Origin of the sequence: Psychrobacter sp. NG27, assembly GCF_016106655.1 — a bacterium.
In the GTDB taxonomy this organism is placed as follows: Bacteria; Pseudomonadota; Gammaproteobacteria; order Pseudomonadales; family Moraxellaceae; genus Psychrobacter.
On the sequence record NZ_JADGIN010000001.1, the window covers coordinates 310,328 to 324,647 of the forward strand.

The 14,320-nt window shown below is 44.6% G+C and carries 10 protein-coding genes; 5 read left to right on the top strand and 5 right to left on the bottom strand.

The annotated features are described in order from the left end of the window. Nucleotides 1–711 precede the first annotated feature (711 nt). The 5 genes from katG to IP485_RS01265 all read left to right on the top strand — a co-directional run bounded on the left by katG (nucleotide 712) and on the right by IP485_RS01265 (nucleotide 8,508). Nucleotides 712–2,889: a catalase/peroxidase HPI gene (katG, locus tag IP485_RS01245; RefSeq protein WP_198325993.1), complete on the top strand. Its 2,178-nt coding sequence runs from the start codon at nucleotides 712–714 to the stop codon at nucleotides 2,887–2,889. A gap of 338 nt (nucleotides 2,890–3,227) precedes the next feature. Continuing rightward, nucleotides 3,228–4,157 (top strand): LysR substrate-binding domain-containing protein, encoded by a 930-nt coding sequence (locus IP485_RS01250; protein WP_198325657.1) that lies wholly within the window; start codon nucleotides 3,228–3,230, stop codon nucleotides 4,155–4,157. Between the two features lie 220 nt (nucleotides 4,158–4,377). Beyond that, nucleotides 4,378–6,936, top strand: coding sequence for a membrane-bound PQQ-dependent dehydrogenase, glucose/quinate/shikimate family (locus IP485_RS01255; RefSeq protein WP_198325658.1), 2,559 nt, complete (start codon nucleotides 4,378–4,380; stop codon nucleotides 6,934–6,936). Nucleotides 6,937–7,293: 357 nt separating this feature from the next. Next, on the top strand, nucleotides 7,294–8,295 hold the full coding sequence (locus IP485_RS01260; RefSeq protein WP_198325659.1) for an LLM class flavin-dependent oxidoreductase: 1,002 nt from the start codon (nucleotides 7,294–7,296) through the stop codon (nucleotides 8,293–8,295). Nucleotides 8,296–8,343: 48 nt separating this feature from the next. Next, entirely contained in the window at nucleotides 8,344–8,508 is a 165-nt protein-coding gene (locus tag IP485_RS01265; protein ID WP_197175774.1) for a hypothetical protein, read from the top strand. Between the two features lie 98 nt (nucleotides 8,509–8,606). On the opposite strand, the gene IP485_RS01270 is transcribed toward IP485_RS01265, so the two are convergent. From IP485_RS01270 to grxD, 5 genes are all read right to left on the bottom strand, one after another. Next, nucleotides 8,607–9,638 (bottom strand): ornithine cyclodeaminase family protein, encoded by a 1,032-nt coding sequence (locus IP485_RS01270; RefSeq protein WP_198325660.1) that lies wholly within the window; start codon nucleotides 9,636–9,638, stop codon nucleotides 8,607–8,609. 67 nt (nucleotides 9,639–9,705) lie between these two features. Continuing rightward, the gene (locus IP485_RS01275; RefSeq protein WP_198325661.1) at nucleotides 9,706–10,665 is read right to left on the bottom strand and encodes an AEC family transporter; all 960 of its coding nucleotides are present in this window, start codon (nucleotides 10,663–10,665) and stop codon (nucleotides 9,706–9,708) included. Nucleotides 10,666–10,903: 238 nt separating this feature from the next. Next, nucleotides 10,904–12,799, bottom strand: a complete 1,896-nt coding sequence (gene mnmG, locus IP485_RS01280; protein ID WP_198325662.1) for a tRNA uridine-5-carboxymethylaminomethyl(34) synthesis enzyme MnmG — start codon at nucleotides 12,797–12,799, stop codon at nucleotides 10,904–10,906. Between the two features lie 307 nt (nucleotides 12,800–13,106). Continuing rightward, entirely contained in the window at nucleotides 13,107–13,655 is a 549-nt protein-coding gene (locus IP485_RS01285; RefSeq protein WP_198325663.1) for a hypothetical protein, read from the bottom strand. 287 nt (nucleotides 13,656–13,942) lie between these two features. Continuing rightward, a complete protein-coding gene (gene grxD, locus IP485_RS01290) occupies nucleotides 13,943–14,293 on the bottom strand; it encodes a Grx4 family monothiol glutaredoxin (protein WP_194363139.1) in 351 nt (116 codons plus the stop codon). Nucleotides 14,294–14,320: the final 27 nt, after the last annotated feature.

Genomic DNA, 14,320 nt, shown 5'->3' on the forward strand with positions numbered 1-14,320 from the left:
GGTTATCGATAAAGGGATCGATAAAAATTGCTCAACGTTGCACAAATATAAGAACCACGACAAAACCAGTTATGGTACTTGAGAACCTCTACCTTGACTAGATATTTTTGCATTAACTTATTGATAGCATGCGTCATGCGATGGCTTATATTTCTTGATAGTCACGCAAACAATTGCATTGTCCCAACAAGGTTACCTTAGCTCTCTTATTTCTTACTAAACGCTCTCTTGAAAGATGTCTGACAATCACAGTATTTATAGGTAATATAAAGGTAGCAATAAAATTGACGCAAGCTTAATTAGTTGAGCGTACTCTATTGATTTAACCTTAACTGGCGATGATGAACTCAGGCATTAATAAAGGTTTAGATAAACAAAACATCAAGCTTTTTATGATTGGTAATTTAAAACTTATAATTCTTATATATTAGTTTTATAAATACATAGACCTTCGCTATGCTCTATGTATAAACAATGATTATCTCGATTAACTATTTTTTCTTTTTATTATCACAGCCTAGGAGCTCTATTATGTCTGACTCTACCAACACCCCAGCTGACAAAAACACAGCGCATACTACTACCGGTTGTCCCGTGAACCACGGAGATAACACTGCACCCACTAATACAACTTATAACCAAGGTGACGATAAAGGCCCAACGATTCATAGTGAGAACGTCGATCATACGCATGCACCGCAGCGTCCTAGCATGGGCGGCTGTCCTGTCATGCACCAAGCGCATACCACAAGTGCTTCTGCTGCGACAGATTGGTGGCCAAATGCTCTAAACTTAGACATATTGCATCAGCAAGATAAAAAGACTGACCCAATGGATGAAGATTTTGATTACGCTGAAGCATTTAAACAACTAGACTTAGAAGCAGTCAAAACTGATCTGAAAAACCTAATGACAGAATCACAAGAGTGGTGGCCAGCAGATTGGGGACACTATGGTGGATTGATGATTCGTATGGCTTGGCATTCGGCTGGTACGTATCGCCGTGCTGATGGCCGTGGTGGTTCTAACACTGGTAATCAACGCTTTGCCCCTCTAAACAGCTGGCCGGACAACGTTAACTTGGACAAAGCACGTCGTCTGTTGTGGCCAGTCAAGAAAAAATACGGCAACAAACTGTCTTGGGCTGACCTTATAATATTAGCGGGTAACATGGCTTATGAGTCTATGGGCTTTAAGACCTTAGGTTTCGCTGGTGGACGCGCTGATATCTGGCATCCAGAAAAAGATATCTACTGGGGTTCTGAGCGTGAATGGCTAGCTGAAACCAAGAACCGCTACGATAGCGACGAAGATCGTGCGTCACTCGAAAACCCGTTAGCCGCTGTGCAAATGGGCTTGATCTATGTCAATCCAGAAGGCGTCGATGGTAATCCTGACCCAATCAAAACGGCACAAGACATCCGTACTACGTTTGGTCGTATGTCGATGAATGATGAAGAGACGGTTGCTTTGACAGCTGGTGGTCACACCGTTGGTAAATGCCACGGTAATGGGGATGCAACGATACTAGAAGATGAGCCAGAAGGTGCTGACATCAAAGAGCAAGGCCTAGGCTGGCGCAACCCTAAAGGTACAGGCAATGCAGGTGATACCGTCTCAAGTGGTATCGAGGGCGCATGGACCACCAATCCAACCGAATGGAACTATGAGTACTTTGACCTACTGCTCAATCATGAGTGGGCATTAACGAAAAGCCCAGCAGGTGCGTGGCAATGGGAGCCTGTGGACATCAAAGAAGAAGACCGTCCTTTAGATGCGCATGACCCAAGTGTACGCCGTAATCCAATCATGACTGATGCTGATATGGCGATGATTAAAGACCCTATCTATCGTGAAATTTCAGAGAACTTCCACAACAACCCAGAATACTTCGACGAAGTGTTTGCAAGAGCTTGGTTTAAGCTAACCCATCGTGATTTGGGACCAAAATCTCGCTACTTAGGGGCTGATGTACCAAGCGAAGATTTCACTTGGCAGGATCCAATTCCAGAAGGTAACGCTGATCTAAGTGCTGATGATATCGATCGCCTAAAAGCACAGATATTGGACAGTGGTATTGATCATCGCGAGCTTATTATTACCGCATGGGACAGCGCTCGCACCTTCCGTGCTTCAGACTATCGCGGCGGTGCCAATGGTGCTCGTATCCGTTTAGCACCGCAAAAAGACTGGGCAGGTAATGAGCCTGAGCAATTAAATCGCGTACTTGCAGCGCTTACGACTATCCAAACGAACTTTGATAAAGAAGTAAGCATAGCGGATCTAATCGTATTGGCTGGTAATACTGCCATTGAAAAAGCCGCAGCTAACGCAGGTGTTGAGATTGAAGTGCCATTCGATGCTGGTCGCGGTGATGCTAGCGATGAGATGACTGAAGCCGAAAGCTTCTCTGATCTTGAACCGTTACATGACGGCTATCGCAACTGGATCAAAGGCAGCTATGTGGTCTCTCCTGAAGAGATGCTATTAGACCGTACGCAGCTAATGGGTTTGACGGCTCCTGAAATGGTGGTATTGATCGGTGGCATGCGTGTACTTGATACCAACTATGCTCAAAGCCAACAAGGTGTCTTCACTGAGCGTGCTGGTACACTTAGCAATGACTTCTTTGTGAACTTGACTGACATGAGCTACACTTGGAATCCTGTTAAGACAGATAATAATGATGCCCCTGCACTATATGAGCTGCGCGAACGCGGTACAGGAAACGTCAAATGGCAAGCCAGCCGTGTCGATTTAGTATTTGGCTCAAACTCTATCTTGCGCGCATATGCTGAGTTATATGCACAGGATGATAATCTAGAGAAATTCGTTCGTGACTTCGTTCGTGCTTGGAGCAAGGTTATGACTGCAGATCGTTTTAGCTAAGACTAACTGAAGGTAACATCATTATTTAAGTTGTAAACTAAGACAGTCATCTAAAGGTGGCTGTTTTTTTATGTTTGTAGCATATTGTCTTAGGGTATGCCCTCATTTCAAGGGTCAACAACTCGCTGACAAAAGACGGTATAAATACTTTTAGAGACTCTAAAAAATCTCCAATACACCTTGTTTATATTTATATTCCAAAAAAACATAAATAGATAACTATTTATTATATACAAGAATAACCACTTTGTTTTACACTGTTCTCTTACTATATATTGATACATTTTTATTTTATGTATACGGACAGGGTTTGTATATTTATATAACAGGACTAAGTTATGGCAATTGATGTAGTGGTCAATCAGCGACATTTACAGATTCAGCTCAAGCAGCTGGAAACAGTATGGCATACAGTGATTAATGGCTATAATTTAAGTCAAGCAGCGACCGTGCTACATACCAGCCAATCCAGTCTGTCGAAGCATATTGCAGCGCTTGAAAATCAGCTAAAGACTGAGGTTTTTGTGCGTCAAGGCAAACGCCTGACAGGTCTTACGACTATGGGCACAGCGCTCATGCCGCATATTGAGTCTATCTTCGCTGAAATTCGTACCATTGAAAATCTTAGTCTTGATTTTAATAACCCAAATATCGGCACATTGACCATTGCCACCACTCACACGCAGGCTCGCTATGTATTGCCGCAAGTGGTAAAAGAGTTCAAGGATCGCTTCCCTAAAGTAAATCTAATCTTGCAGCAGGCAGATCCTGAGACCATCGCACAGATGGTTATTCGTGGGCAGGCCGATATCGGTATTGCTACTGAGTCCTTATTACATAATAATTATCTTAGATGCTACCGTTACTATGACTGGACGCATCGCGTCATCGTACCTAGCGATCATGAGCTTGCTAGCCTAGAGTCTATTGATCTGCCTACCCTTGCCAGCTATCCGATTGTGACCTATCACGGCGGCTTTACTGGACGCGGCGCAATCGATAAGACCTTTGAAGAGGCAGGTTTAGAGCCGGATATCGTACTAGCAGCGCTCGATGCTGACGTGATTAGTACTTATGTAGGTCTTGGCTTAGGCATTGGGATTATCGCAGAAATGGCCTTTGAGCCAAGCCATTATCAAAACTTAACTGCTATCCCAGTGGATCACTTCGGACGTTTTACCAGTTGGATGGCAGTACGTGATGATGCAGAAATCCGTCAGTATGGTCGCGCCTTTATGGAGCTATGTCAGAAACAATTTAACAACTAAAACCACCCTACCAAACCGTTACTCCTAGCTTACCCCACCTTTACCGAACTTATGCATAAATGATAAAATAGAGTCTAGAACGTCATCTAGCGTTTGATTTATTTTTTCTTTATGCATGTATTGCTGGACGCCTAGACATTCAATGACTTAAACATTTGATGACTACTGGGTGTCGACCACTGCATGTCCATTTGCTTCTATGTAACAGGTGATACCGCTCATGGAAAAACTCGTAGCGATCATTATGGCAATTTTCGCCGCCCCTCTACTTATCGGCGGCGCTTATCTGCTCTCTTTAGGCGGTAGTCCTTACTATCTTTTTGCTGGCGTTATCATGCTAACGACAGCATTTTTATTGTTCAAAAAACATTGGAGTGCTTACGGGCTATACGCTCTCTTTATAGTCGCGACCATTGTCTGGGCACTTTGGGAGTCTGGATTTTATTGGTGGGCGCTAGCGCCTCGTGTCGGCTTCCCGCTCATATTTGGTTTGCTCATGCTATTGCCGTGGGTATCTAATAAGATGCATGGGCAAAAGACGCCAGTATCGACGAGCGCTGCTAGCACGCCAACGACCACAGACACGACTAAGAAAAGCCCTCTATACTATTGGGGACTACTTGCCAGTGTCGGCGTAGGCGCGCTGCTCTCTTTTGGTAGCTTAGCAAACAACGCCACTGATAAATTAGGCGAACTTGATTTAAGCGCCACAGATGATGGCGAGCAAAACGCAACATCAACCGATACTGCTGCAAACCTTGGTGATCCCCTAGCAAACGGCCAGCAAACGCCAGATGGTGAATGGAGCGCGTATGGTCGTACTGACTATGGACAACGCTACTCGCCTCTGACTCAAATCAACACTGATAATGTCAAAGATTTAGAATTGGCTTGGCAAATCCAAACAGGTGACGTCAAAGGTCCTGACGATGTTGGTGAAACCACTTATCAAGCAACGCCATTAAAAATTGGCAATGCGCTGTACCTATGTACGCCTCACAACTGGGTAATGGCACTAGATGCTGACTCTGGTGAGTCACTATGGACATTCGATCCAAAAGTAGAGAAAAACCTACAACGCCAGCATCAAACTTGCCGTGGTGTGTCTTATTATGCTGGTCAATCGGGCTCTAATACGACGCCTGCCATTGCTAATGACGAGACAAGCGATAACAGCGCCATTGCTAATGAAGCTGCGGCCACCAGCAATGTGATGGTGCAAAAAATCACTGGTAATACTTTTGAAAACGCGTCTAAACAGTGCGATGCCAAGATATTTATTCCAACCTCTGACGCTAAATTATATGCACTTGATCCAAACACTGGGCAACGCTGCCAAGATTTTGGTGATAATGGTGCACTAGATTTGATGCATAACATGCCATTTAATCAAGCAGGATATTATTATTCGACGTCACCACCAGTAATCGCCGGTGATACCATCATCGTAGCTGGTGCTGTCAACGATAACTATGATGTCAACTCACCTTCTGGTGTGATCCGTGCTTATAATGTCAATACCGGTGAGCTGCTTTGGAACTGGGACTCAGGCGATCCTGAAAACACAGCACCTTTCGATGTCAATGACCCAACCCAAACATATAAGACCAGCTCGCCAAACTCATGGTCAATCGCCACTGCTGATGAAGAGCTTGGATTGGCCTATTTCCCAATGGGCAATCGTACGCCTGATCAGCTCGGCAGTTATCGAAATGCCGCTGAAGAAAAATATGCAACGTCTGTGGTCGCGTTAGATCTCAAAACAGGTGAAGCACGCTGGGTTCAGCAGTTTGTCCATCATGACCTTTGGGATATGGATACCCCTGCTCAGCCAACACTGCTTGACTTAGATACCGCTGATGGTGTTCAGCCTGCGTTGGTCGTACCGACCAAACAAGGTGACGTATACGTCTTGAACCGCGCAACAGGCGAGCCGATTGTACCGATTAAAGAACGTGATGCGCCGCAAGGGTATCTAGTAGCAGGAGAGCATGCAGCACCGACTCAGCCTTACTCTGGATTGAGCTTTGAGCCTGAACCATTGACTGAAAAAGACATGTGGGGTGCCAGTCTCATTGATCAAATGATGTGCCGTATTGAGTTCAACCAGCTCAATTATGATGGTCGCTATACGCCGCCATCAACCAATGGCAGCTTGGTCTACCCTGGTAACTTCGGTACCTTTAACTGGGGCGGCATCGCGGTCGATCCTGAGAATGGCGTAATGTTTGGTATGCCGACATATTTGGCATTTACCTCAAAACTCATTCCTAGAGACACATTGGGCGATGCAGAGACCAACAAAGGTGAGCAAGGAGTCAATGGGAACGAAGGCGCCGATTATGCAGTCGAGCTTGGGCCTTTCTTATCGCCGCTAGGTGTTCCTTGTCAGCAGCCACCATGGGGCACGATAGCAGGTGCAGATCTGGCCACAGGTGATATCGCCTATCAGCGTAAAAACGGTACCGTACAAGACTTGTCTCCTATTCCTATCAAACTGGAATTGGGTGTCCCTGGTATCGGTGGTCCTATCATCACTAAGGGCGGCGTAGCGTTCTTATCAGCGGCGACGGAAAACAACTTCCGAGCTTATGATCTGAAAAATGGCGATGTACTATGGAATGTTCGTATTCCAGCAGGCGGTCAAGCCACACCAATGACTTACTTAAATTCTAAAGGTGAGCAAATGGTGCTATTGGTTGCTGGTGGACATGGTTCAGTTGGTACAACCATTGGTGATTACGTCTTGGCTTATAAACTTGGTGAACAATCTAAATAGCACTACATTAGATAGACATTAAGATAAATAACGTCATGTTGATAAAGCGCTAATGATTTGATTCATTGTTGCTTTATCACTAGCCAATCAAGAAAGCAGGTAACTTAGGTTGCCTGCTTTTTTTAATGCCAAAACATAATGCCGTTAAGGCCTCTTATGACCTTACTTGTGGTTTATTTATAGCTTATTTTGACAAACGACAACTTTTACAAATACATATTAATAATTGTTAAGTGAGATTAAATACAGAGTTAGTCTACTTTGTTATGATTGATTAACAGTGTCTAGAGGTACTTGAAACTGTCACCGACCATAAGCATATCAGTAGAAAATAATTAATACACTACTGGAACATTTATGAGTAATAAAATCCCTTTGTCTTTCCTAGATCTTGCACCCGTCCCTCAAGGCAAAACCATCGCTGAAGGCATCGCCCAAACGGTTGAAACCGCGCAGCAAGCAGAAAAATCAGGATTAAACCGTTATTGGATGGCAGAACATCACAATATGCCGGGTATCGCCAGTGCAGCCACGTCAGTACTACTATCGCATATCGGCAGTCAAACCAAGCGTATCCGTATTGGTGCTGGTGGTGTGATGCTACCGAACCATGCACCTCTAGTCATTGCCGAGCAGTTTGGCACCTTGCAGGCGCTTTATGGCGACCGTGTAGACTTAGGTTTGGGCCGTGCACCTGGTACTGATGGTGCAACGTTTCAGGCATTACGTCGACAAATGAAAGATGCCGAGCGCTTCCCGCAAGATGTACAAGAGCTCATGTATTTTTTAGGTAATGATACAGATGGCAGCCCTGTACAGGCATTTCCTGGTGCAAAATCAGGCATACCTATTTGGATATTAGGCTCTTCTTTGTTTGGCGCGACCTTAGCTGCACATTTAGGACTACCCTATGTATTTGCCTCTCACTTTGCACCGCAAATGCTAGGGCAAGCAATTGAGGCTTACCGTGAACAGTTCAAACCGTCTATCTACCTAGATAAGCCGTATGTGATGCTGGCTGCAAACTTGTTACTGGCTGATGATGATGCGACGGCTAAGTATCACTTTACCTCAGCACAGCAGAGCTTTGTACGTTTGCGCCGTGGTGAGACAGGTCAAATGCCCAAGCCTACTCACGATATGGACAGTACCTGGAGTCAAGCAGAAAAAATGATGGTAGATAATGCTCTGTCAGTATCATTTATTGGCTCTGTCGAAACCGTCAAACCAAGACTCGAAGCATTTTTGGCAACCTATCAGCCAGATGAGCTGATTGTGACGGCTAATATCTATGACCAAGCCGCCCGTATCCGTTCACTTGAACTTACACCGGCGCTAAACTTATTTACTTTACAATGAAATGAGACACTTGCATAATTATTGTTGAACCTTAACTGGATTTTTGACATGGAAGCAACTCCCATTATCGGTGCCTCATTACTCATTGGCTCATCAATATTTATATATATTATGGCCTTTCTTGCGGTGATGGCTGTCGGTGGTTATCTGACCTATCGTACTAGCCCAAAGCAGAAACAGCGCCGCGAAGACAAGCGTAATAGCGAACGCTAAATCAACATCAAAAGCCCCCTTCTCTTATTTGAAAAGGGGGCTTATTTAATTTCACTAATCATCACAGAATAATTTACTATTTTCAATGATAAGCAGTTCTACCAATCTATTGAAGAACCAAGACTCTGTTGTTCGGCTTGTTTTGCCACGTATAAGGCAACTGCCGCATCAAAACTGGCTGCACCGACCGATTTAAATAGTGTAATACCTTTATTACTTTTAACACTTTCTTGTTTTAATGTGGCGGTAACCAGCGCTTGCAAATCCCCGCTCAGGTCATCCCATACCCACGTACAATCATCGCTATCATGCGCCTGAATTAAGTCACCCGCTTCGTGATGGCTGCCAGCCAAATCATCCACGATGACCATCTTACTATTGGCAATAACATCATTGCTTATCTCTTTCATTGAAGGCTGATAGGCCCCGACTGCATTAATATGTACTTCAGATTTGATTTGATCAATACTGAATAAACCTTCAGTGGCTCGGGTTGCTACGTTAATAATATCGGCATCACGAATGGCATCGTCTAACGCTTCACAGACTTGAATGTCTACATTCCATTGGGCATAATCACGGGCAAAACGTGTTTTAAATTGCTGTGCACCTTCATGATTTCTATTCCATAAATATACCGTCTTAATCTCTGGACGTACCGTTAGCACTGCATGCAATTGCTCATACGCCATGCCGCCGCACCCAACCACTGCTACGCTCTGGCAATCGGCTTTTGCCATATACTTGGTCGCAATACCTGACAATGCGGCGGTACGTACCTGCGTAATATAGATGCCGTCCATAACTGCGAGTATAGCGCCAGTATCGTTATTTGATACGGTAACAATAGCTGTGGTCGTTGGCATATCGCGACTGGGATTATCAGGACAGATAGTCACTAATTTTACGACCGTGTATTCGTTCTCACCATCATACATCGTGGCTGGCATCGATAGATGTGAGCCTGAACGATGATTATCAGAATCAGCAAAGGTGCTTATCACCAAACGCTCAGGGGATTTAATCCAATTAGGATGTACTGCTTGCTGATGTAATAACGTCTCAATCGCATCAATAGCTGCCTGCATATTAAGGTGTTCGGTCACGACTGCTTTATTTAACAATTGCAAGATTAGTGCTCCTACTTATGAATTTATTATTTCACTTATGTGTCATCTTATAGCGCCAAAACAGAGCTTACATCATACCCAATCCGCGTAAAGTTGCCGCGCCAATTGCCATGCCAAACATACCGACGACGGTGGTAAACGCTAAAATATTGGCAGCAAGTATGTCATTGCCACCCATCGCTTTTGCCATCACGTAGCTGGCGGCGGCGGTTGGCGATGCCACCATCAAAAACAGCACGCCCATGTGTACGCTAGATAGACCAAATGCCAAGCCAACGGCGATTGCAACAATTGGTGCAATGACGATTCGACCAATGCTGGCTTGCATGGATAAGCCTGAGGGATGCAACATAGATTTCAAATTGATACTGGCACCAGCGCAAATGAGTGCTAGTGGCAGAGCCACCGCTGCCAGTAAGTCACCAGTCGTATGAATCACCCCTGTGAGTGGCGGTAATGGCAGTGCTTTATATACAAATGCGCCAACCAATGCCAAAATCAGTGGATTGGTAAATAGCTTTTTGACAATCATAGTGCTACGACTGACCCATGTATCATCTGCACTTTTGGATACGCGGCTTAAGGTGATAACTGCTAAAATATTAAACAGTATTGTCACCACACCCATATAGACAGCGCCGATACTTAGACCTTGCGTGCCATAAGCGTTAGCCACGGTTGCAAGGCCAATGATGGCCATGTTACTACGGAACACCCCTTGTACAAACACCCCTTGATCCTCAGGACGTTTAACAAAGCGTTTGGCATAAATTTCTGCCCCAATAAACAATATAAACGTCACCAAGATACCAACTAGAATCAGCGTGATTTGCTTGGCATAATCGACGTCACTATCGACCACACTAAAGAACAGCAAGCATGGCAGGCAATAGTTAAAGACAAAACTTGATGACTGATCGATAAATGTCTGGCTTGCCTCACCGCGTCGTTGCATAAAAAAACCCAACCACATCAAGGCAAGGTTGGGTAGGACAATAGTAATCGCAAAGACAATAGCATCAATCATAAATAGGCTCAATTCGATGACCTGCCCATCATGAGATGAGCATCAACGAGATAAGTTAATAGATAGTAGTAAGGTTTTTTGACCTAGTATAGAGACAAAGTAGACAATAAGACAAGGTCACCTGCTCCTTTCTTTCAATGAAGACTGTATTTTTGACAAACAAAAGCCCGTAATGATATCTCGTTACGGGCTTTTTATACTATAAGTACTTTGTTATAAAGGCTTTACTGTACTGCTATTACGAGTTCAAAGCAGCTTTCACTTTTTTGTGCTTTTTGATCGTCATCGCTAAAAGCTGTATCGCAGCAGGTGTGACACCGCTCACACGCCCCGCTTGCGCTAGCGTGGCAGGACGAATATGTGTAAGTTTCTGTACTATCTCATTTGAGAGACCAGAGACGATACTATAATCAAAATCTAGCGGTAATGCTGTGTTCTCTAGACGTTTCATCTGATCAATCTCTTCTTGCTGACGATCGATGTAACCTGCATATTTGACAGAAATCTCTATCTGCTCCCCCACTTGTGTATCCACTGTTGAATCAGTGATGGCAGCGATATCAGCAAAGTGAATCTGCGGACGTTTTAGCAAATCAAAGACAGTCGATTCTTTAGAGAGCACCTCACCTGTTTGCTCAGCGACTTGCTTGCCCAGCACGTTAGCAGGGGTTGCCCACATGTCTTTGAGGCGTGAGGTTTCTGTGGCGATGGCTTCCATTTTTTCTTGATAAGCATGCCAGCGCACATCGTCAACCAGACCAAGCTTGCGGCCTGTTTCAGTCAAGCGTTGATCCGCATTGTCTTCACGTAGCAATAGACGATACTCTGCACGGCTCGTAAACATACGATACGGTTCAGTAGTACCATGCGTAATCAAATCATCGACAAGCACGCCAAGATACGCTTCATCGCGGCGCGGTGTCCACACGTCAAACTCACTGTTATTAGTGGTCACCAATGCTGCGTTTGTACCTGCCAATAAACCCTGTACGCCCGCTTCTTCATAACCTGTCGTACCATTGATCTGACCAGCAAAGTACAAGCGATCGATAGACTTGGTTTCTAGCGTTGGCTTTAGGTTTTGTGGATCAAAGTAATCATATTCAATGGCATAACCTGGACGAGTAATATGAGCGTTCTCTAACCCTTTCATACTATGAATAAACTCTAACTGCACATCAAACGGCAAACTGGTTGAGATACCATTCGGGTACAGCTCATGCGTGGTCAGACCTTCTGGCTCGATAAATATCTGATGGCTGTCTTTATCTGCAAAGCGGTGAATCTTGTCTTCGATAGATGGGCAATAACGTGGACCCACGCCTTCGATTTTCCCAGAGAACATCGGAGAACGGTCTAAATTCTCACGGATGATGTCATGGGTACGCGCATTGGTGTGCGTGATATAGCAATTGACCTGTTCTGGATGCATGGACACATCACCCATATAGCTCATGACTGGTAGCGGAGTATCACCCGGCTGTACGGTCATCACACTAAAGTCAACGCTACGAGCATCGATACGTGCTGGCGTACCTGTCTTTAGACGACCGACTGGCAGCTTAAGCTCACGCAAACGATCAGCAAGCTTGATAGACGGCTGATCTCCTGCACGACCACCATTTGAATTCTCTAAACCGATATGAATCACACCGCCCAAGAAAGTCCCTGAGGTCAGTACCACTGTTTCAGTCTTAAAGATAATACCTGTTGAGGTAACCACCGCTGTCGCGCGGCCGTTCTCTACCAAGATATCATCAGCAGCTTGCTGAAATAAGTCTAGGTTTGGCTGGTTCTCTAAGGTATGGCGAATAGAAGCCTTATAAAGAATACGATCCGCTTGCGCACGAGTAGCACGAACGGCAGCACCTTTACGGCTGTTTAGCACGCGAAACTGGATACCGGCTTTGTCTGTTGCTAGCGCCATCGCACCGCCTAATGCATCAATCTCACGTACCAGATGCGATTTACCGATACCACCAATCGCAGGGTTACAGCTCATCTGCCCGAGCGTCTCGATATTATGCGTCAACAGCAAGGTCTGCGCGCCCATACGTGCAGCCGCCAAAGCAGCTTCTGTGCCAGCATGACCACCACCGATCACTATCACGTCGTAATGTTTTGGGTATTGCATGTGTGCCTCACTTGACTCATAACGCTGCCGACGGCCCTATTCTATTATCAAACAGTATGGCAATCGGCAAATAAACGTCAGTCGAATTTAAAAAAGTTAACGACTCAGATAAGTCGTTCGTAGTTGGTTAGATAACCTGTCATTATAACAATTTTTTGATGCTTAAAAAACGTTACCGTCAAAACTATTAAAATTAAGCAATAAGATATTTATCCTTGTAGCGATAGATACAATTGAACCTCAACGATATCGTTGATGCTATATCGCGCTCTACGCTATTCAAGCCATCATTGTCTTAGCTAATACTTTAATCGTTGTCAGTGTTATTATTGCCAGGACTCAGCGGTACGATTTGATCGAATTGACCACTAGACAGCATATGATGGCTACCATAGCCTTCTGGATTGATCTGTAGATATGCATTCATCTGACCAATCGCATCGCCATCATCGCTCGCTAAAATCTGCGCTTTGATTAACTCAACAGGCGGTAATAGTAAATTTTTGAGCAACGCCAAGCGCTGCTGATTGTCGCCTTTATTGGCCACCAACTCTATCAGCTGGCGCGCATCAATTGGTAGATCTGGTGTGTTTTGCGCCAGTAATGCCAAATGATAAGCACCTGCCGTATCTTGATCGGCGACGATACGTTGCTCGATAGCAATATACGTCGCTTCTGTCGCGCCGCCTGCCACACTGAGCTGATGAATACATTTCAGGGCTGAGTTGGACTCACTATTAGCAATCTCGATGATACGTGTCGATTCGTTTTTTAAATGCTCGCGGCGTTTCTCTATTGCCGCTTGCTCAGCAGATACGGGTTCGGCCGTTTGTTGTTCTATTGGTTGATTGCTCATAATGCTCTCTTATCATTTGTATTTTTATAATGTTTAACACACCTTGGTCTTGAGCCATATATGGGGTCAACATTGACAAAAACAATAAAAGCCCGAGCGACCAATTAAGGACTGACTCGAGCTTTTATTGTTAAAACTTATCAGCTTGATATAGTCGATTCAATTTAAAAGTAGTACAAGGCAACCGAGTATAGATGTATATGTGATACTTCAAGCGAGGTTAACGCTGTAAGACTTTTATAGTGGAATGGCTATAATAAAAAAAGCTTAGATAAGTGTTTTTAGCGTTATGCAGCAGGGCTGTTTGCTTCAACCAATGGCTTTAGCTCGCCTGATTGATACATTTGCAAGATGATGTCTGATCCACCCATCAACTCGCCATCAACCCATAATTGCGGGAACGTTGGCCAGTTAGCGATTTTTGGCAACGTTGCACGGATTTCTGGGTTTTCTAAAATATTGACAAACGCAAATGGGCGACCGATCTGAGTAAGAACTTCAATCGATTTAGCAGAAAAGCCACACTGTGGAAACTGCGGTGTGCCTTTCATATAAAGGATAACTTTATTGTCACGGATTTGATCACGGATCAATTGTTCAACATCATTTGCAGCAGTGTTTGGGGTTTGCTCACTCATAAAAGCTCCTATTGATAAAGCGGTTCA